Origin of the sequence: Vibrio rhodolitus (genome assembly GCF_003350325.1) — a bacterium.
GTDB classification, from domain to species: Bacteria; Pseudomonadota; Gammaproteobacteria; order Enterobacterales; family Vibrionaceae; genus Vibrio; species Vibrio rhodolitus.
This window is the reverse complement of sequence record NZ_QLYZ01000009.1, coordinates 67,519-88,314: the sequence shown is the minus strand read 5'-3', so window position 1 is coordinate 88,314 and position 20,796 is coordinate 67,519. Positions and strand designations below refer to the sequence as shown.

At 46.5% G+C, this 20,796-nt stretch carries 19 protein-coding genes; 7 read left to right on the top strand and 12 right to left on the bottom strand.

Annotation, left to right across the window (positions count from 1 at the left end):
- Positions 1–437: 437 nt before the first annotated feature.
- The 5 genes from prfC to ubiT form a co-directional block, all read right to left on the bottom strand.
- A complete protein-coding gene (gene prfC, locus DPF93_RS10605; RefSeq protein WP_075651419.1) occupies positions 438–2,027 on the bottom strand; it encodes a peptide chain release factor 3 in 1,590 nt (529 codons plus the stop codon).
- Between the two features lie 105 nt (positions 2,028–2,132).
- Complete coding sequence (gene rimI, locus DPF93_RS10600) at positions 2,133–2,582, bottom strand: ribosomal protein S18-alanine N-acetyltransferase (RefSeq protein WP_114766144.1); 450 nt, start codon at positions 2,580–2,582, stop codon at positions 2,133–2,135.
- Positions 2,583–2,588: 6 nt separating this feature from the next.
- Positions 2,589–2,981, bottom strand: coding sequence for a DNA polymerase III subunit psi (locus DPF93_RS10595; protein ID WP_114766143.1), 393 nt, complete (start codon positions 2,979–2,981; stop codon positions 2,589–2,591).
- Positions 2,982–3,078: 97 nt separating this feature from the next.
- Positions 3,079–3,582, bottom strand: coding sequence for a GNAT family N-acetyltransferase (locus DPF93_RS10590; RefSeq protein ID WP_114766142.1), 504 nt, complete (start codon positions 3,580–3,582; stop codon positions 3,079–3,081).
- A complete protein-coding gene (gene ubiT / locus DPF93_RS10585; protein WP_114766141.1) occupies positions 3,566–4,093 on the bottom strand; it encodes a ubiquinone anaerobic biosynthesis accessory factor UbiT in 528 nt (175 codons plus the stop codon). The genes DPF93_RS10590 and ubiT overlap by 17 nt, the downstream gene beginning before the upstream one ends.
- A 192-nt stretch (positions 4,094–4,285) precedes the next feature.
- Here ubiT and DPF93_RS10580 point away from each other — a divergent pair, with 192 nt between their 5' ends.
- From DPF93_RS10580 to DPF93_RS10570, 3 genes are all read left to right on the top strand, one after another.
- Positions 4,286–6,325 (top strand): sensor domain-containing protein, encoded by a 2,040-nt coding sequence (locus DPF93_RS10580; RefSeq protein ID WP_114766140.1) that lies wholly within the window; start codon positions 4,286–4,288, stop codon positions 6,323–6,325.
- 133 nt (positions 6,326–6,458) lie between these two features.
- Positions 6,459–7,472, top strand: coding sequence for a ubiquinone anaerobic biosynthesis protein UbiU (ubiU, locus tag DPF93_RS10575; RefSeq protein ID WP_114766139.1), 1,014 nt, complete (start codon positions 6,459–6,461; stop codon positions 7,470–7,472).
- Between the two features lie 18 nt (positions 7,473–7,490).
- Positions 7,491–8,366 (top strand): U32 family peptidase, encoded by an 876-nt coding sequence (locus tag DPF93_RS10570; RefSeq protein WP_114766138.1) that lies wholly within the window; start codon positions 7,491–7,493, stop codon positions 8,364–8,366.
- A gap of 79 nt (positions 8,367–8,445) precedes the next feature.
- Here DPF93_RS10570 and DPF93_RS10565 read toward each other — a convergent pair whose 3' ends face one another.
- The 5 genes from DPF93_RS10565 to rpsO all read right to left on the bottom strand — a co-directional run bounded on the left by DPF93_RS10565 (position 8,446) and on the right by rpsO (position 14,167).
- Entirely contained in the window at positions 8,446–9,792 is a 1,347-nt protein-coding gene (locus DPF93_RS10565; protein WP_114766137.1) for an MATE family efflux transporter, read from the bottom strand.
- A 63-nt stretch (positions 9,793–9,855) separates the two neighbouring features.
- Positions 9,856–10,269, bottom strand: coding sequence for a MarR family winged helix-turn-helix transcriptional regulator (locus tag DPF93_RS10560; protein ID WP_114766136.1), 414 nt, complete (start codon positions 10,267–10,269; stop codon positions 9,856–9,858).
- Between the two features lie 114 nt (positions 10,270–10,383).
- Positions 10,384–11,307, bottom strand: coding sequence for a lipoprotein NlpI (gene nlpI, locus DPF93_RS10555; protein ID WP_114766135.1), 924 nt, complete (start codon positions 11,305–11,307; stop codon positions 10,384–10,386).
- 164 nt (positions 11,308–11,471) lie between these two features.
- Entirely contained in the window at positions 11,472–13,601 is a 2,130-nt protein-coding gene (pnp, locus tag DPF93_RS10550; RefSeq protein WP_114766134.1) for a polyribonucleotide nucleotidyltransferase, read from the bottom strand.
- 296 nt (positions 13,602–13,897) lie between these two features.
- Positions 13,898–14,167 carry a 30S ribosomal protein S15 gene (gene rpsO / locus DPF93_RS10545; protein ID WP_075651391.1) on the bottom strand — a complete coding sequence of 90 codons (270 nt, stop codon included), beginning with the start codon at positions 14,165–14,167 and terminating at the stop codon, positions 13,898–13,900.
- A gap of 708 nt (positions 14,168–14,875) precedes the next feature.
- Here rpsO and mtnN point away from each other — a divergent pair.
- The 4 genes from mtnN (at position 14,876) to DPF93_RS10525 (ending at position 18,080) form a co-directional block, all read left to right on the top strand.
- Positions 14,876–15,574, top strand: a complete 699-nt coding sequence (mtnN, locus tag DPF93_RS10540; protein ID WP_114766133.1) for a 5'-methylthioadenosine/S-adenosylhomocysteine nucleosidase — start codon at positions 14,876–14,878, stop codon at positions 15,572–15,574.
- Between the two features lie 13 nt (positions 15,575–15,587).
- Entirely contained in the window at positions 15,588–16,541 is a 954-nt protein-coding gene (locus DPF93_RS10535) for a cobalamin biosynthesis family protein (RefSeq protein ID WP_114766132.1), read from the top strand.
- Positions 16,541–17,359 carry a vitamin B12 ABC transporter substrate-binding protein BtuF gene (gene btuF / locus DPF93_RS10530; RefSeq protein WP_114766131.1) on the top strand — a complete coding sequence of 273 codons (819 nt, stop codon included), beginning with the start codon at positions 16,541–16,543 and terminating at the stop codon, positions 17,357–17,359. The genes DPF93_RS10535 and btuF overlap by 1 nt, the downstream gene beginning before the upstream one ends.
- Positions 17,360–17,459: 100 nt before the next feature.
- Positions 17,460–18,080 (top strand): TRIC cation channel family protein, encoded by a 621-nt coding sequence (locus tag DPF93_RS10525; protein ID WP_114766130.1) that lies wholly within the window; start codon positions 17,460–17,462, stop codon positions 18,078–18,080.
- A gap of 467 nt (positions 18,081–18,547) precedes the next feature.
- Here DPF93_RS10525 and thrC read toward each other — a convergent pair whose 3' ends face one another.
- Together thrC and thrB are read right to left on the bottom strand one after the other, a co-directional pair.
- Positions 18,548–19,831: a threonine synthase gene (thrC, locus tag DPF93_RS10520; RefSeq protein WP_114766129.1), complete on the bottom strand. Its 1,284-nt coding sequence runs from the start codon at positions 19,829–19,831 to the stop codon at positions 18,548–18,550.
- The gene (gene thrB, locus DPF93_RS10515) at positions 19,828–20,784 is read right to left on the bottom strand and encodes a homoserine kinase (RefSeq protein WP_114766202.1); all 957 of its coding nucleotides are present in this window, start codon (positions 20,782–20,784) and stop codon (positions 19,828–19,830) included. Before thrB ends, thrC begins: the two co-directional genes overlap by 4 nt.
- Positions 20,785–20,796 lie beyond the last annotated feature (12 nt).

Genomic DNA, 20,796 nt, shown 5'->3' with positions numbered 1-20,796 from the left:
ACATCAGCCTTTTTCTTACGGAAAATGGAACGCTGCGCTTACGGAAGACGGAAGACGGAAGACGGAAGATTTTCCTCAGATCCGTAGCATTGTCAAACAATGCGTTCCCGCATCCATAAGCATCGCTAGCGCGATGCGTTCGCAAAAAAATACCGCCTCGAGGGCGGTATTTTTGTATCCATCAATATTCTAAATATTAGCCGTTGTGGTTAGGCAGCTAACTTTCCCACCAATCCATATTCAAAGTAGTTGGTGTTAGAACAAGACGACAAGTTCATTCATCAGCATCAACAGCTTCATGTAGAACATAACAATATTCTAAATAGTTGAAACTGTAGCAAGGCAACAAGCAAATCCGCACCCGGGAGCATAGTAAACTATGTGACTGGGGCGGATTTGTGACGTTAACGCAGCTAGAGCTTCAAATATGACGAATATTAGTGTTCGCGAGTCGCACGGAACTGAACATCCGGATGACGCTCTTGCGCTAAGTTCAAGTTCACCATCGTTGGCGCGATGTACGTTAGGTTATCACCACCATCTAGCGCTAGGTTTGCTTGGTTCTTACGTTGGAACTCGTCCAGTTTCTTACCGTCGCCACACTCAACCCAACGAGCGGTTGCTACGTTTACACCTTCGTAGATAGCTTCTACGTTGTATTCTGACTTCAAGCGAGCCACAACTACGTCGAACTGTAGAACACCGACCGCACCAACGATAAGATCGTTGTTTTGCAGCGGACGGAATACCTGTACTGCACCTTCTTCAGAAAGCTGTACTAGACCTTTTAGTAGCTGCTTCTGCTTCAGTGGATCTCTTAGGCGAATTCGACGGAACAGCTCTGGTGCAAAGTTTGGAATACCTGAGAACTTCAGTGCTTCACCTTGCGTGAAAGTATCACCAATTTGAATTGTTCCGTGGTTGTGTAGACCGATAATATCACCTGCGTACGCGTGCTCTGCGCGAGAACGGTCACCTGCCATAAAGGTTACCGCATCTGAGATACTCACTTGCTTGCCAAGACGAACGTGGTTCATCTTCATGCCTTGCGTGTAAGTACCCGATACGATACGCATAAATGCGATACGGTCACGGTGTTTTGGATCCATGTTCGCTTGGATCTTAAATACGAAACCAGTGAACTTGTCTTCAGTCGCTTCAACATCACGCTCAACCGCTTGACGAGTTTTTGGCATTGGCGCCCACTCAGTCAGACCGTCTAGCATATGGTCAACACCAAAGTTACCTAGTGCGGTACCGAAGTAAACTGGCGTTAGTTCACCAGTTAAGAACATCTCTAGATCGAACTCAGGACATGCGCCCATTACTAGCTCAAGTTCTTCACGTACACTTGCTGCTAGATCCGCACCCACTTTCTCATCAAGTTCTGGGTTATCAAGACCTTTAACGATACGTACTTCTTGGATCTCGTGACCATGACCTGATTCATACAGAATCGTTTCATCACGGTGGATGTGGTAAACGCCTTTAAACTCTTTACCACAGCCGATTGGCCATGTGATTGGCGCACACATCATACCTAGTTCGTTTTCTACCTCATCCAATACTTCCATTGGATCACGAACGTCACGGTCAAGTTTGTTCATAAAGGTAACAATAGGTGTGTCACGTAGACGAGTAACTTCCATCAGTTTACGAGTACGATCCTCGACACCTTTCGCCGCGTCGATAACCATTAGACATGAGTCTACTGCGGTTAGAGTACGGTAAGTATCTTCCGAGAAGTCTTCGTGTCCCGGTGTATCGAGCAGGTTAACTAGGCAGTTATTGTATGGGAACTGCATCACAGACGTAGTAACCGAGATACCACGTTCTTTTTCCATCTCCATCCAGTCAGATTTCGCGTGCTGGTTAGAGCCACGACCTTTAACTGTACCCGCTTTCTGGATCGCGTTTCCGAATAACAAAACTTTTTCGGTAATGGTGGTTTTACCCGCATCCGGGTGCGAGATAATTGCGAACGTTCTACGTTTAGAAACTTCGCCAATAAATGGTGTCGTTGACATGAAACTGGTCTTCTTTTCTGTCTGGATGCTTGTTTAAACTCTAAACAAACGGGATTTGATTCAATTTTGCGCGGTATTTTCGCTTATATTCCTTTGCGGGGCAAATCAGAAAAGGAATAAATAACTCATGATAATCGCATCTTCGTTACCGCTGGCGGTTGGATAATAGTTTTTGCGGCGATCCACTTCATTAAAACCGGCGGATTCATAAAGAGAAAACGCTTTGTGGTTGCTCTCACGCACTTCTAGCCAGGCACTTTCTGCTTGGGCATTTTCACACACTTCAATAAAGTGCTCTAACAAGGCTTTACCGTAACCTTTACTTTGGTGTTGCGGCGCAATAGCGATATTCAGCAACGTCACCTCACCAACGATATTTTGTGCATAGAAGTAGCCAACGACCTGATTGCTCTCAAGCAAAACATGGTGCGCGGCACCACGACTGTTTAAGTCACGGATCATCGATTCTGCCCAAGGATGGCTGTGCGCCTGCTGCTCGATTGCCCAAACATCATCGAGATGCTCAGTTGCCAGCGAAAGAAATTGTAATGTCATAATAATCTAGGAGTAGGAACAGATTTGTTGCCACAACGCTTTGCGCTGCTCGTTATTGCCATCAATATCACTCAACAGCGGGGAGGTAAGCACTTTGCCAGCTTGTTGAGAACTTGGACAGCCTGCAAACCATACCCACTCAGCACTATGCTCGAGTTGCGCTAATTGCTGCGGATAGATATGGCGAACTTGCTCAAGCGTTAACTGCATGCTTTTCAGTACTCGCTGCAAAAACTCAGCTTGGCTACCATGTGGCAGAGCAGGAGAAACCAACAATAAACGACAATCAGACGGCAAGCGAATTGGCGCGGCTTGATAGCCAGACAAACGCTGCGCGTGCATCAATTGATACTGGTCGATACCCATCTCGGATAGGTATGCCATCGGATCTGTTTGCATAAGTGCGGTTCTCTAAAAATGGGGCGCTAATGCTACCACAATTCTTCACACAACAAAAAAGGGACCGAAGCCCCTTTCTATCGCCAAATTTGCGCGTTTACACGTTAGCAAATTCAGGGCTGTATTCAATTAAGCCGCTGCGCTCAGCAAATTCATTGTCGGCAATGGTTAGCACTTGAAATGCACCCGCTGGTACATCCCATTGGCAACGGAAATTATGTTGCTCAGCCGCACTAAACCCAAAGCGCGAGTAATAAGCAGGATCGCCTAGCACCACACATGCTGGGTAACCAAAATCACGCAGTGACTCTAGCCCTTCACGAACCATGCTTTCAGCGATGCCTTGCTTACGATAATCACTGTGAACAGCAACAGGTGCTAAGCCTTGCCAATTAAGATCTTCACCTTCTAGGGTGACAGGGCTAAACATCGCGTGACCGACAACTTCGCCATCATCATTGCATGCCACCAGCGACAACGTCAGCTTGCCGTTTTCTCTCAGTGACATCACTAAGTTTGCTTCCGCTTCAGTAGGAAACGTCTCTTTCAGCAAACGATCAATAACCAGAATATCTGCTGGTGCTTCAGTTCGTATAAGCATGTGCTACCTCTTTTTGCATTACCGGCGATTGTACGCCTTTATGCACGAAGTCAGCTAGTTGATTAAGCAAAATTTGCATCGGTTTTGGTAGCAATTCGAGATCGACGCTATCCATTAAGTTTTTCACTTCCAAGCCTAACTCAGTGTCACCTTCGATTGACAGACGACGTTGGAAAAACAGTGTATCAGGATCTTCTTTACGTCCTGCAATTAACACTAAGTCGTTAAGATTACCGCTAAAAGAAACATCTTCAGTGACTGGGCTATCCGCAACAACCAGCTTTTCGTCTTGATAGCTGATGTACCAAGCTAGTTTCATATCTTTGATTTCAACTTTTAGCCATTTGTCCTCAAGGAACTCAAAGTCACCATCTTCTAAAGCTTCTTTAAATACCAACTTAAGCCCGTCAAGCAAGGCTTTTTTTTGAACAGTTTGCGGCAAGAGTTGGACTGGAGATCGCAAAATTGATGCTGCATTTTGAACTAATTGAGTGCGAATCTTGTTAATCACGCAGGTTATCCGGTACTTTGTAAATGATGTAAGGATGATAATAGAACACGCAGTTGCAAGATCTGTTGTGCATCAATAAATTGGCTACATGGTCGTAACTCTTTCATATCTTTGAGATCAAAGTTATATTAGAACCCAAGCCTTAATGCACTCGCACTTAGTTTCTATCATTGGAGAATTGGTAACCTTTTAATGCCACCGCAACAACTTCAGCATTGGTTTCAACAAATTACGGCTAAGGGACCTTTTTTCTCAGCCATTATCGATAGCCAACACAATTATGTGATGGTGAATGATCGCTATTGCGATATCTCTGGGCTGAGCGTTGAAGAACTAGCGGGCATGAATGACAGTGCCATTCTCGGACAGCAGTTGTATCAGCAACTTAAGCCATACTACGATCTGGCGTTTGAAGGTCAGTACCTAGAAACCGAAGTATCACTGCTGCATCTCGACATTGAAACCAGCCTCTCTTGCACCTTTTCTCCAGTCCAATACGACAACCAAGTTCATTATGTCGCTTTTCACGCGGTTGATACCTCAGAAAAACAACTGCTGGTACGCTCTTTAGAAGAGTCCGAGCGAAAATTTACCTCACTGGCTCAACTGCTCCCTGATGGACTATTGTTAGTCGAGAACGACTGCATTATTTCTGCTAACCCATCGGCTGTACGTCTATTGGGATTTGACAGCAGCAATGACCTACTCGGTGAGGAATTAACCCGACTGTTTATTGATGAGAATAGTAAAACTGTCTTCAACAATAAATTGTGCCAACTGCTCCACGATACCCCTATCCACTGTCTAACCGGTCCCCGTTGCGGCTTTGAACGCAAAGTGCTGCTACAAGCAACAAAAGCAACCAACCTTGGCAGTGAGTCTCAACTTGTCTTGATTCAAGATGCAGACCAAGCACCAAAAAAGATCAGCCACAACAAGCATGATGACAGCCATATTGATTCTTTGACAGGGGCATACAACCGCTTTGGCTTTACCAAGCGACTTGAGCAGTTGATCAAAAATGAAACCCCGCTGGTGATGCTGTATCTCGACATTGATAACTTCAAAAACATCAATGACTCGCTTGGGCATCACATCGGTGACAAGGTGATCAAAGAGGTCTCATCGCGCCTTAAACGTCTGCTGCCACAGCAAGCCGTACTCGGTCATTTGGGCGGTGATGAATTTGGTTTGATTTTACCAGAACCAGATAACGCGCGTATGGCGGAAAACCTCTCAGAACGCATTATATCGCTGATCAACCAACCTTTTGACTTACACCACTTTAGCAAGCGCTTAGCCTGCTCTATCGGCAGCGTTAACTACCCAGGTGATGGTAATGATGCGCGTATCCTGCTGCAAAATGCCGACACTGCGATGTATGAAGCCAAAGAGCGTGGACGTAATCGTTTGATCAAGTTTAACGATCAGATGAACAAAGAAGCGCGCATGCGTTTGTGGCTCGAGATTGAGTTACAAAAAGCGCTGCAACAAAATGGTCTCGAAGTGTGGTATCAACCTAAGGTCAATGCTCGTGATTTTAGTATCAATGGCGCGGAAGCCTTGGTGCGCTGGAAACACCCGGTTGAAGGCTACATCAGCCCGGGGGCATTTATTCCTGTTGCGGAAAAAGCGGGGTTGATTGAAAACCTCGGTCGCGTGGTAATGCGCGAAGTTTTTAGCACGGTAAAACGTTGGAAAGTTCAAGGTATCCTACCAGGGCGCGTGGCGATTAACCTTTCGCCTGAGCAATTTGGTAATCCGCAGTTAATCGATTACATGGAAAAACTGCTGCGCACCACTGATTTGGACCCTAGTTGCATTACCTTTGAGCTGACCGAAAGTGCGGTAATGAGCGACAGTGAGCACACCTTGCAAATGCTCAATGCCATCAAAAGGCTTGGCTTTGCCTTGTCAATTGATGACTTTGGTACTGGCTATTCCTCGCTGGCTTATCTAGCTCGCTTCCCATTGGACGAGCTAAAAATCGACCGTGCGTTTATCAACGAAATTGATACTTTGCCAAAGCAAGTCACCGTGATTGAAAACATTATCAATCTGGGGAAATCGCTCAACCTAAGCGTGGTTGCAGAAGGGGTGGAAACGCAGCAACAAGCGACTCTGCTTTCCAATCTGAACTGTAATTCGATCCAAGGCTTCCACTTCCATCGTCCGCAGCCTAAACATGAAGTCGAAGAGCTATTTGTGCAAAACCGTCGTCACAAGAACTGATCACTCACCCAATCGCGCAAAATTCAACATCCTTTGCTGGTTAACTCACCTAAACCTGCCTTACATCAAATTCGCCGTTCACAATTCTTCATAAAATGCGGGCAATCACAGAAGTAATAGAATTTTGTAAGCAATGGAACTCCTATGCCCTGCAGGTAATTTACCTGCGTTAAAAACCGCTATTGATTGCGGTGCTGATGCGGTGTACATCGGCTTCAAAGATGATACCAATGCGCGCCACTTTGCTGGTCTGAACTTTACTGGTAAAAAACTGGATAAAGCGGTGCAATATGTGCACGACCACAATAAAAAGATCCACGTTGCGCTAAACACTTTTGCGCACCCTGATGGCTTTGAACGTTGGACCAACGCCGTTGACCGCGCTGCCGATGTAGGCGTAGATGCGCTAATCGTCGCGGATATCGCGGTATTGGAATATGCATCACGCAAATACCCAGATTTAGAGCTTCACCTTTCTGTGCAAGCTTCTGCGACCAACGTTGCTGCGATTGATTTCTACAAAAACAACTTCAACGTTAAACGTGTAGTACTGCCGCGCGTCCTTTCAATCCACCAAGTAAAACAGCTGTCACGTAACATGACTAGCGATGTTGAGTTGGAAGTATTTGCCTTTGGTAGCCTGTGCATCATGTCTGAAGGTCGCTGCTACCTATCGTCTTACATGACAGGCGAGTCGCCAAACACCGTTGGTGCTTGTTCACCAGCCAAATACGTACGCTGGCAAGAGACTCCGCAAGGTCTTGAAACGCGCCTCAACGACATCCTAATCGACCGCTACAGTGAAGGGGAAAACACCGGTTACCCTACTCTGTGTAAAGGTCGCTTTATTGCAGACATTGAAGGCGAAGCGAAACGCTACCATGCACTTGAAGAGCCAACTAGCCTAAACACCCTCTCTTTGCTGCCGGAATTATTTGCTGCCAATGTGGCATCGGTGAAGATTGAAGGTCGCCAACGCAGCCCAGCCTATGTTGAGCAAGTGACGCGTACTTGGCGTGCTGCAATTGATCGTTACCAAGCTAACCCAGAAGCCTATCATGTTGATGCCGCATGGGATGCTGCTCTGGCGAACGTTTCAGAAGGCACACAAACCACGCTTGGTGCTTACCATCGTAAATGGCAATAAAAGTTTAGGAAGAAATTGATGAAATACGCACTTGGTCCACTTCTCTACTTTTGGCCAAAACAAGATGTAGAAAGCTTTTACCAACAAGCAAAACAAAGCTCAGCCGATATTATCTATTTAGGTGAAACCGTCTGTTCAAAACGCCGCGAAATGAAACCAGCTCATTGGTTTGAGATCGCGAAAGACTTAGCAGACTCAGGCAAACAAGTGGTGCTTTCAACCATGGCTCTGCTTGAAGCGCCAAGCGAAGTCAACATAATGAAAAAGTACATCGACAATGGCGACTTCACCATTGAAGCTAACGATGTGTCGGGCGTGCAACTTGCGTTTGAAAACAAAGTACCTTTCGTGGTTGGTCCGGCGATCAACACTTACAACGCTCACACCCTAAACCTGTTTTTAAAACAAGGCATGGTGCGTTGGTGTATGCCTGTCGAGCTTTCTCGTGAATGGCTAAGTAACGTCATGACGCAGTGTGAGACTCTGGGTATTCGCGATAAGTTTGAAGTGGAAGTGTTTAGCCATGGCTACCTACCATTGGCTTACTCAGCACGCTGCTTTACTGCGCGCGCAGAAAACAAAGCCAAGGACGACTGCGAAACTTGCTGTATTAAATACCCAACCGGTATTCAAGTAAGCAGCCAAGAAGGTCAAGAAGTGTTTAACCTTAACGGCATCCAAACTCAGTCGGGTTACTGCTACAACCTGATCAACGATCTCCCAAGCATGGAAGGTTTGGTTGATGTCGTTCGCCTCAGCCCACTTGGTTTAGATACCTTCTCAGAGCTGGATCGTTTCCGTGCCAACGAGCAAGGTCAAAACCCGATTAAGATTGCCGATCGCCAATGCAATGGCTACTGGCATCGTCTAGCGGGTCTTGAAATTAAATCTTAATCCGTTGTTCTTATTAGATAAAAGCCAACCTGACGGTTGGCTTTTTCATTGGTTGTCTTAATTTATTTTCAGCCAAAGATCAGCTCGCCAAAGGCGCCATTGGTTGCGTCGGTGGCAAAATCATACGCTTCACGTCGCGCCATAGCATCCAAGCCACCACCAAACTCAATGCCACATTCGATAATGGGTAAGCAATCCAAATACCCGGTACGCCCATTAGTTTTGGCATAATAAACAAGAACGGCAATTGAATAACCATGTTACCCACAGTGACAAACATCGCTTTGCTACCCTTGTTGATCGATTGGTAATAAGCACCAGCCACCACTAAGAAGCCATCTAAGAACATGGCAAACATATGTAGGCGAATACCAATCACCGCATTGTCCATCAAGTTGGCATCACTTGAGTTAAACACTGACACAAATTCACGCGGGAATAGGTTGAGCAAAATAACAAACGCCAAACCACCAAACACCGCACTGCCCATCGCCACGCCCAGTAGTTTACGGATATTGTCTTGGTTACGCGCGCCATGGTTATAACTTACTAGCGGCTGCATGCCGTTAGCAAAGCCTTCCACTACTAGGTAGTAAACCGTCACGATGTAACCCAAAATCGCGTATGCTCCGATCAAGACCGAGCTGCCGTATTCGGCAAACAAGCTGTTATGCAGCGCCACCATCATTGAGCCGTAAGCGTACATAAAGAAGCTTGAAACACCGATAGCAGCAATTTGTGGCACTTCACTGAACTGAATTCGCAAGTCAGCCACACTCAAACGCATTTTCGCTTTGCTTGAGAAGAAGTAACCGACACCCAATATCGTCACTACCATCTGCGCAATAGCAGTCGCAATAGCCGCACCTTGCAACTCCCAACCTAAGTGCGCGATAAACACATAGTCAAGAATGATGTTTACCACAGCACCAACCACCATTAACAGTGTCGCTAGATTAGGGCTATCATCATTGCGCAGTAAAAATGGGGCAGCAATGGAGCCGAGTGAAAATACACAGGCAAAAATCAGAATATGCAGGTACTGCGAGCCAAGCTCAAGTACACGCCCTTCAGCGCCTTGCCATAATAAGAAACTATCGGCAAACATATACAAAACAAACGATACCACAGGCGCCAAAGCCAGTAATAGCAGTAAACCAGTCGCCAAAGTTGCTCGTGCGCCAGTCTGATTACCCTCGCCTTGTTTGATTGATGCCAGTGCACCTGTACCCACGCCCACCAGCATACCAATGCCAAGAATGGAGCCAATCACAGGCCAAGCAACGTTGATCCCCGCCAGCCCTTCAGCCCCGACATAGCGACCAATAAAGATCCCGTCAACGACCTGATAAAGACCGTTAACCAACATAGCTGCCACAGTTGGAATGGCATAACGCCAAAACTGTTTATATATAGATACTTGCATCTTCTCACCAAGAAAGTGTGCCCGGAGACACTAGTTAGCATGGCTAACTAAATAGATAAATTTTTATTTTTTCAGTGCTTTATTAAGCAATTGCACTAATTGCTCAGCTTCTTCTGCGCTCAATTGAGCGTTTAAATCGGTCGCGATCTGTTGGTAAACAACTCGCTCAAATGACATGTTTTTGATCACCCAATCAGTCAGGACCACTCGCTTAGCACGTGCGTCTTCACTACAGGCGACAGTGCGAACTAAGTTTTTCTTCGCCAAACGTGTCACCATATTTGAGGCAGAAGGTTTCGTCACATATAACTCTTGCGCCAAATCGGTAATGCGCACGCCTTGTGGATACTGCTCAATCACCTTCAAGTAGTCGAACTCATTAAAACTCAGCTGACACATAGGATCATCATCACCATGCTGTCGCCAAGCTTTAGAACAAAAGCGTTCTAAGTCCATCAAACTCTCTTCCAAATGCATCCTAAGATCCCATTAGTTAGCAAGGCTAACTATTTTAGTGATTTTCAAAAACTGTGCAATAAAAAACCACCCGTAGGTGGTTTATAAATTCTGAGGTGCAAACACGCTAAGCTATTACTGCTGTGCTTGTGGTTGTTGTGCTTGTTCTAGTTTCGCCTTGGCAAGTTGCTCAGCTTTCACTTCATTAAAGATGCGCGTTAACTCAAGGAAAGAGTAGCGGTGCTCAACATATTCAAAGACGTTAAACGAAATCGCCAACTTATACATTGAGATCGCGCTAGCGAAGTCACCTTGATGCTGGTAGCGCTTACCTAGGTAGAAATAGGCTTCTGTTAGTCGCTGAGCAAGCACGGTATTGTCACGAGTACCTGCAAAGATCGCCTTAAAGGTTTGCTCTTCAGACACTTCATCTAACGTCAGCGCCACTAATACCCAGCCCCATTGATTATCACGAGCTTGGTAAAGCTTAAGCAGCTCTTGTCTTGCCGCTTGTGGCTCTAGTTCTAACTTAATTAAATAACGCCACAGGGCTCTAAATGGGTCACTCGGGTCTTCTGCGTAATGCGCTTCAATATCTTCCAGCGCAAGGTCAAAACGCTCACCATAATAGAGTGCAATCGCTCGGTTACGCACAGCAAACGAGTTAGCCGGATCAAGATCTATAGTTGAATCAAATGCTTCGTATGCGGCATCAAACTCACCCACTTGGGTGTAATAGACGCCAAGTAAGTTGAAGAGATCCGACTGTGCCGGGTTGATCTGCAAAGATTGCGTGTAATCTAAGCGTGCTAAATCACGCAGACCAACACTGTCATAATAATTACCACGCTCGTAGAGCATTTTAGCGCGCAACTCTTCAGAAAGATTCGGACGTAGAAGTAATTGAGACAAACGCGCAATTTGTACCTCTTGCTGCATACTCGCTTGCAAAGGTACCGCCATCGGCGGATAGAACCACTGTTGCTTGTCCGCAGTTGATGCGCAGCCAGTGGCAATCAACATGCTTAAGCCAAGCGTTACGGTTTGAAACCATTTCACAAATACATACTCCTGTTACCTACTTATATGAGTTAAGCCCTAGAAATGTCGCATCCAGTTGAGCAAACTCGCGTTTGACTGGATATGAATTACGCATAAAAAAAGGGAGCTCACAGCTCCCTTTATAGCATGCTTTTAGCCGACTAGGCTAATAGGATGGGCAATTACTCTGCGTCAGCAGCTGGCTTTTCAGCTTCTTCTGCTGGCTTTTCAACTGCTTCTTTCATGCTTAGACGTACACGGCCCTGACGGTCGATTTCAAGAACTTTAACTTGAACTTCTTGACCTTCAGTTAGGTAGTCAGACACTTTCTCAACACGCTTCTCAGAGATTTGAGAAATGTGTACTAGACCGTCTTTACCTGGCAGGATAGTTACGAATGCACCGAAGTCAGCTAGACGAGCAACTTTACCTGTGTAGATACGACCTACTTCAACTTCAGCAGTGATCTCTTCGATACGACGGATAGCTTCTTTCGCCGCTGCACCTTCAGTTGCTGCGATCTTGATTGTGCCGTCATCTTCGATTTCGATAGTAGTACCAGTCTCTTCAGTTAGAGCACGGATAACTGCACCACCTTTACCGATAACGTCTTTGATCTTCTCTGCGCTGATCTTCATTGTGTGAATGCGAGGAGCGAATTCAGAGATATCGTCACGAGCACCAGAGATAGCTTGATCCATTACAGATAGGATGTGCTTACGTGCGCCTTGAGCTTGGTTAAGCGCAATTTGCATGATCTCTTTAGTGATACCTTCGATCTTGATGTCCATTTGAAGTGCAGTGATACCAGTGTGAGTACCTGCTACTTTAAAGTCCATGTCACCTAGGTGGTCTTCGTCACCAAGGATGTCAGAAAGAACTACGAAGTCATCGCCTTCTTTAACAAGACCCATTGCGATACCCGCAACAGAAGACTTGATTGGCACACCAGCGTCCATAAGCGCTAGAGAAGTACCACATACTGAAGCCATTGAAGATGAACCGTTAGATTCAGTGATTTCTGATACTACACGTACAGTGTATGGGAACTCATCGATAGATGGCATTACAGCAGCAATACCACGCTTCGCTAGTTTACCGTGACCGATTTCACGACGCTTAGGAGAACCTACAAAACCAGTTTCACCTACACAGTATGGAGGGAAGTTGTAGTGTAGTAGGAAGTAATCTTTCTTCTCACCAGTTAGCTCATCGATGATTTGTGCATCACGTTGAGTACCTAGAGTTGCTGTTACTAGCGCCTGAGTTTCACCACGAGTGAATAGTGAAGAACCGTGAGTACGTGGAAGAACACCAGTACGTACGTCTAGTGCACGAACCATGTCTTTCTCACGACCATCGATACGTGGGTTACCAGCGATGATGCTGCGACGTACAACTGTCTTCTCTAGATCGTGGAAGATAGTGTGAATTTCTTTTGCATCTGCTTCTGGATCTTCAGCAAGAATTGCTGCGTTTACTTCACCAGCAATCTCGTGGATGCGGTCGTAACGAGCCATTTTCTCAGTGATTTGGTAAGCTTCAACTAGTTTAGCTTCCGCTAGGTCTGCTACTTTTTCGTTAAGAGCTGTGTTTGCTTCTGGAGCAACCCAGTTCCATGCAGGAGTTGCAACTTCTGCCGCGAATTCGTTGATTGCTTTGATTACAGCTTGTTGTTGGTCGTGACCAAATACAACTGCAGATAGCATTTCTTCTTCAGTTAGGTTGTCAGCTTCTGATTCAACCATTAGTACTGCAGATTCAGTACCTGCAACTACTAGATCTAGACGAGATGCGTTTAGCTCAGTGTTGCTTGGGTTTAGTACTAGTTGACCGTCAATGTGACCAACACGTGCTGCACCGATAGGACCGTTGAACGGAATACCAGAGATTGCTAGTGCTGCAGATGTACCAATCATTGTTGGGATATCTGGTTGTACGTCTGGGTTAACAGAAACTACAGTTGCGATAACTTGTACTTCGTTAGTGAAACCCTCTGGGAATAGAGGACGAATTGGGCGGTCGATTAGACGAGCCGTTAGCGTTTCACCTTCAGAAGGACGACCTTCACGCTTGAAGAAACCACCAGGGATTTTACCTGCTGCGTATGTACGCTCTTGGTAGTTTACTGTTAGCGGGAAGAAGTCTTGACCTGCAACCGCTTCTTTCTTACCTACTACAGAAACGAATACCGCAGTATCGTCCATAGTAACCATAACAGCTGCAGTAGCTTGACGTGCGATAACGCCAGTTTCTAGAGTAACCGTGTGGTTACCGTACTGGAACGTTTTAACAACTGGTTTTTCGAACATTGTTAATCCTTGTTTCTAAGCAAAGCTCAGATTTGTAGTTTAATACTCAAGGCATTACGAATCGCGACTAGTGAAAAGAAACTTGCTTGAGTTCCCTTTTAATAGTCGCGACCTTTTGGTCGACGTGGTTGACTGTAATGCAGTGAGCTATCGAGAAAACCCCAAAACGGGATTTAGCCGTGCGTAGTATAACGGCATTCGTAGGATTTGGCTAAGCTATCGCAGCCAAAATAAGTAACGGGCAACAAAAAAGGGGCATAAAGCCCCTTTTCTGACAAACTGCTAAGCAGTCGCTATTAGCGACGTAGGCCTAGACGAGCGATTAGGTCTTGGTAGCGACCTAGATCTTTACCTTTTAGGTAGTCTAGAAGCTTACGACGGCGAGAAACCATGCGTAGTAGACCACGACGGCTGTGGTGGTCGCCTTTGTGAGCTTTGAAGTGACCTTGTAGGTGGTTGATAGAAGCAGTTAGTAGTGCTACTTGTACTTCTGGTGAACCAGTGTCGCCTTCGCCACGTGCGTAATCTGCAACGATTGCTGCTTTAGTTTCTGCATTCAGAGACATAATTCTCTCCTAATAAGAGTAGGTTAATATTTGTACCAGCCAATCTCTGATTCAGCCGGTACGAGGAGCGCGAATTATAGGGGATGTACAGAGGTTAAGCAACAGCTTTGTAGAACGCGAAGCGAGCTTCGCTACAGAGGTGGGAACGCAAAGCCAAGCTTTGCTTCGAGAACGCTCAGCCTCGCTGGGCTTTGGGAAGTAAATGCTGTACTTTTATACGACAAGACAACTAGCCGCACTTGTTTCTCGATTCTCTATTATCAAAGCTCAGTGAGCGTCACCTACCCTATTTCCGTAAGCGAAGCTTTAGCAAGCGTCCCATAGTGAGGCGCCGCCGAACATTCCCGCATCCATGAGCACAGCCTTGCTGTGCGTTCCACAAACAAAGCTTTGCTTCGAGAACGCTCAGCCTCGCTGGACTTCGGGAAGTAAATGCTGTGCTTTTATACGACAAGACAACTAGCCGCACTTGTTTCTCAATTCTCTATTATCAAAGCTCAGTGAGCGTCACCCACCCTATTTCCGTAAGCGAAGCTTTAGCAAGCGTCCCATAGTGAGGCGTAGCCGAGCATTCCCGCATCCGTGAGCACAGCCTTGCTGTGCGTTCCACAAACGCAGCTCGCTTCGTTTGCTGAACGTTCCCATTCCCACCGTTTCTGGTACACTTACGCCATCAAAAGCTAGCTATTGGAATAAACAGGATTCCCTATGAAAATCGGTATCATCGGTGCGATGGAACAAGAAGTTGCCATCCTTAAAGGCTCTATCGACAACTGCCAAGAAGTGACAAAAGCAGGTTGTACTTTCTTCTCTGGTCAACTAAATGGCGTTGAAGTAGTTCTACTTCAATCAGGTATCGGTAAAGTTTCGGCAGCAGTAGGTACCACTATTTTGCTAGATGAGTACCAACCAGACGTGGTGATCAACACAGGTTCTGCTGGCGGTTTTGACTCAAGCCTAAACCTAGGTGACGTGGTTATCTCGACTGAAGTTCGCCACCACGATGCTGACGTAACCGCGTTTGGCTACGAAATCGGTCAAATGGCACAACAGCCAGCGGCATTCATCGCAGATGCAAAACTAATGGATATCGCAGAGCAAGCGCTAGCGCAAATGGCAGACAAACACGCGGTACGTGGTCTAATTTGTACTGGTGATGCATTCGTAGCAAGCGCTGAGCGCCAAACATTTATCCGTAAGCACTTCCCTTCTGTTGTTGCAGTAGAAATGGAAGCAGCGGCAGTTGCTCAAACTTGTCACCAATTTAAAGTGCCGTTTGTGGTGGTTCGCGCTATCTCTGACGTAGCAGACAAAGAAGCAACAATGAGCTTTGATGAGTTCCTGCCACTGGCTGCGCAAAGCTCATCAGAAATGGTGATCAAAATGGTTGAATTGCTAAAGGCATAATCGCTTAACGCTCATGGAAGAACTCTTTAATCAGCTATTTGCTAACGGTGCGCTCCTCGTCATGTGGGGCGCATTACTTTGTCATTGGGTTCTTCCTTTCCCACGCGAAGCCCATCCTGCCATCTTATGGCACAAGTTCGCAGAACAGTTAGCCAACAAGGTTAACTCGCAAAGTAACTACTCACAAAGTCTGACCTCAGGTACGCTTGCTTGGCTACTAATGATGCTGCCAATGTTTGCCGTCCTCTGGGCGCTAAAAACCTTAGTTTGGCAGCCACAACTCTATGAGTTAGCTTTTTTGCTACTCGCGCTGGATTGGCGCAACAACCAAACTTTTGCAACTCAGTTTACTCTGTTACTTGCCGATGAAAACGCTACTGCTGGCAAAAAGCTTCTCGCCCCACTGGTTAACCGCTCAACCGAGACACTCTCTTTGCTTGGTCTTGGCAAAGCAGGAAGTGAAACTTTGATCATGGGATATGGACGCAACGTGGTGGCAGTCCTGTTTTGGTATGCGATTGGCGGAGGCATAGCGGCCTTCACCTACCGTATGGCAATGGAACTGGCGCGCGCGTGGTCACCTTCACGCCAGCAATTTATGCCATTTGGTTTACCCGCAGTTAAAATTCTCGCCGTGCTCGACGTTGTTCCGCTACGCCTTTTTGCCTTGCTTATTTTGTTGGGCAACCGAGCCAGTGCCGCTTTATCACTGCTTAAACAACAAGCAGCAACGTATCCGCTACCAGGCCCGGCTTGGTTATTGATTTGCTGTGGTGCAAAACTAGAGCTTTCTCTCGTTGGTCCAGCGATTTATGCCGGTAAAAAAGCGGTTCGCGCTAAACTCGGCGGTCGTATCGCTCCAGCAGCACTTCATTTTGCCCAACTGCGTAAACTGCTGGTTAGCCGTTTATGGCTGTGGGTTTTCCTCCAAAGCCTCATCATGGGTGCTATCTACCAAGGATTGTAATGTTTCGATTAGCTTTACTGCTTTCTTTCACCAGTTTTTCTCTATATGCGCAAACGATTGAGCGAGTCATTAGCCTTGCACCATCAGCCACCGAACTTGCTTATGCGGCAGGTTTAGGAGACAAGCTTGTAGCCGTTAGCGACCGCAGTGACTACCCCGAGTTTGCTCAAAAACTGGAAAAAGTCGCCAATTATCAGGGCATCAACATAGAGCGTATTATTACTCTTCAGCCCGACCTTATCATCGCTTGGCCATCTGGTAATCCAGCCAAAGACTTGGACAAATTACGCCAGTTCGGCTTTACTTTTTACGACTCCCAAGCAACCTCCTTACGAGATATCGCGAACAATATTGAAGAACTCAGTCAATACGCCGATGACCCAAGCATAGGTCAACAAGCAGCCAGCGATTTTCGTCAAGCGCTCAAGGATATGAAGCAGAAGTACGCAACCGAGCAACCGGTCAGTTACTTCTATCAACTTAGCGAAAAACCGATCATCACAGTAGCCAAAGGACACTGGCCAAGTGAAGTCTTCAGCTTCTGTGGGGGAGAAAATGTCTTTGCTGATAGTGCAGCCTCCTACCCACAAGTTGGACTCGAACAGGTAATCCTAGCTAATCCCGAAGTGATTTTTACCTCGCGCCATGCGATTGATAACACCACCATGTGGCAACCATGGAAAGCGCAGCTTCAGGCACTGCAAAAAGAGCAGGTTTGGACGCTAAATTCGGATTGGATAAATCGCCCAACACCACGAACGCTGCATGCGATTGAACAAGTTTGTGAGCTCTTCGAAACAGTGAGACAAAAGCGTTAACGGTCTTGCCCGTTATCTCGTACTATGCGGCGCCGATTTTTATCGGTGATATTTATTTGCTAGCTAATACAGTTTTTATCAGTATCGAGATCCGAACAATATGGATTCCTTGTTAATTTATATAATTGACCTTTTTGGCACTGCCATTTTTGCAATATCTGGGGTTTTACTGGCCGGGCGCCTGAAAATGGACCCGTTTGGGGTTGTCGTACTCGGCAGCGTAACCGCCATTGGTGGCGGCACGATTCGTGACATGTCGCTTGGTGCAACACCAGTATTTTGGATAACCGACACCAACTATCTTTGGGTTATCTTTGTCACTTGTCTACTAACAATGCTGATTGTTCGCAGACCTAAACGCCTCGCATGGTGGATCTTGCCCGTTTGTGACGCAGTAGGGTTAGCCGTGTTTGTCGGCATCGGGGTTGAAAAGGCGATGATGTTTCAAGACTCAGCGTTAGTGGCAATTATCATGGGCGTCATCACTGGCTGTGGCGGCGGTATTATCCGTGATGTCCTTGCCCGAGAAGTCCCTATGGTATTGAGAAGCGAAGTTTACGCTACCGCATGTATTATCGGCGGCGCATTCCACACCAGTGCGCTGGCGATGGGATGCAGTAACGACACCGCCTTTTTGATTGGGGTCATTTCTACCTTAGTCATCCGTTTAGGCGCAATTCGTTGGCATTTGTCCCTGCCAATTTTTGCCTTGAATCGTTAATCTTTGAATCTTGAAGAGATTAAGAGAACGCACTGCGTAAACGCAGTGCTTCGGGAAGCGAGAACACTCGGCTAATGCCTCGTTTCGAGAATGCTCAGCCTAGCTGAGCTTCGAGAAAGAGCTAATTCAGACCGAGTTCTTTTGCAATATAGCTTCAATACGTAAAACGCAGTGCTTCTGGAAGTGGAAAAACTCGGCTAATGATTCGTTTCGGGAAAGCTCAGCCTAGTTGAGCCTCGAGAGAGAGCTAATTCAGACCGAGTTCTTTTGCAATATAGCTTCAATACGTAAAACGCAGTGCTTCGAGATGCGGGAACACACGGCTAATGCCTCGTTTCGGGAATGCTCAGCCTAGCGGAGTTACGGGAAAGCTTAGCAAAACTTCACTACGGAATACTCCGTAGGCCATTTATTGGCGTTCCCAATTCCCGCATCCATTAAAAAAGGTCGCTTTCGCGACCTTTTTGCTATTTCTGCACTTTTCTCAGCACTTGCTTCAAGGCTTCAAAATCATTGGCGAGATCTTCTGATAGAAGCTCCATCACCGCGTGTTTTGCCAGTGGTCCCGGTAGTTCAATATCACTACCAAGAATATCATCCACCACTTCTTTGAATTTCGCTGGGTGAGCGGTACATAGGAATAGTCCTGTTTCACCTTCTGCGAGTTGATCTTCTAACACTCGGTAAGCAATCGCGCCGTGTGGCTCACATAGATAGCCTAACTGATGCAGTTCCTGCACTGATGCTGCGCTTTGCTCGTCAGTGACCGCACCTTTGCCCAAGGTATCTAAACCCCAACCTTTTAATTGGCAAAGCTCTTCAATACGTGGCCAGTTATTTGGCTGGCTGACATCCATCGCGTTAGACGTGGTTGCCACCGTCGGTTTAGGATCCCATTGACCAGTTTCTAGGTAACGAGGCACTGTATCGTTAGCATTGGTTGCGGCAATAAAGCGCTTAATCGGTAAGCCCATCGCTTTCGCCAGTAGACCCGCGGTTAGATTACCGAAGTTACCGCTTGGGACAGAAACGACGAGGTTTTCACGTTGCTGCTTAGTCAACTGCGATGCCGCTTCAAAGTAGTAACAAATCTGCGCCATTAAACGGCTGATGTTGATTGAGTTCGCCGAGTTAAGACCAATTTCTTCACGCAGTGCAGCATCATCAAAAGCTTGTTTTACCAACGCCTGACAAGCATCAAAATCGCCATCAATCGCCACAGTATGGATATTCTTGCCTAGGGTACAGAACAGCTTTTCTTGCAGCGGACTAATTTTACCTTTCGGGTAAAGGATCACTACGTTGATGTCTTCCATGCCATAAAAAGCATGCGCCACGGCCGCGCCAGTATCACCGGAAGTCGCAGTTAGAATGGTGATTTTGCCGCCATTAGATACCGCAGCTAAAGATTGCGCCATAAAGCGACCACCAAAGTCTTTAAACGCAAGCGTTGGACCATGGAACAGCTCTAGGGCATAAACCCCCGGCTTAACTGATTTTATCGGTGCTGGAAATTGAAATGCCGCGTCAACCATAGCGTTGACTTGCTCACCCGCCAACTCATCACCAATCAAGGCGGATAGGATCTTGGTACTACGCGCGATGAAATCTTCATCTAACAGCGCATCTACATCATCAAATTTTGGTAACTGCGATGGAAAAAACAGACCTTGGTTGCGTCCTAACCCTTGGCGAACAGCTTGACCAAAGGATACTTGTTCATCATTTTCTTTTATGTTGTACAGCTTCATAGCTCACTTCCTGTCACTTTCGAACCTTGTTTATCTAGACGACAAACATGAACGAATCCCTCTTCATTTTGTACGTAGTTTTGTTCGAGCCATCGAGCTACACGCTCAGCTATGTCTTTCTCTTTACAGATACTAAATAGTGTTGGACCACTACCTGAAATACCCGTTGCCAGTGCTCCAGCTGACGTCGCATACTTGCGCGCATCAGCAAAACCAGGCAGTAGTTTCTCACGATATGGTTCTGCGATCACGTCTTTGATCATTTTTGCAGCAAGTTCAGGTTGATTAGAATGACACGCATGAACAAAGCCCGCTAAGTTGCGTCCATGGGCAATCACATCTTGACGGCGATATTGCGATGGCAAAATCGAGCGTGCTTCAGCAGTTGAGACCTTAATACCCGGATAAGCCATCACCCAGTACCACTCATCAAAACATGGCACTTCTTGGCTAATAATACCGAGCTCTTCCAGCATTAATTGCAAACCACCTAGGTAGCACGGGGCAACGTTATCATAATGAATGCCACCAGAGATCTGCCCTTCCATCTCACCCATCAACGCGAGCAATTCCATCTCACTTAACGGCTGACCATGAAACCGGTTTAACGCATCCAACGCAGCAACAATTGAACAGGCACTGGAACCTAGTCCGGAACCAATCGGCATGTTTTTCTCAAGCGTCATTGCCACCGGCAATAACGCCTCTCCTTTACGATCGAGTTCACGAGCAAACACTCTCCAACAATCGTAAACAATGTTCTCTTTCGGGTCTGTCGGCAGTTTAGAAACAAAATTGCCCGCAGTGCTAAGCGTAAACGCGTCATCACCTTGGCTTACTAACACGCGGTCACCGAGCAAGGTGCCATCAATAGGAGACACCGCGGCACCTAACACATCAAAACCAACACTCACGTTACCAATTGATGCCGGAGCATAAACCACTACATCCATACCACGAGCCAT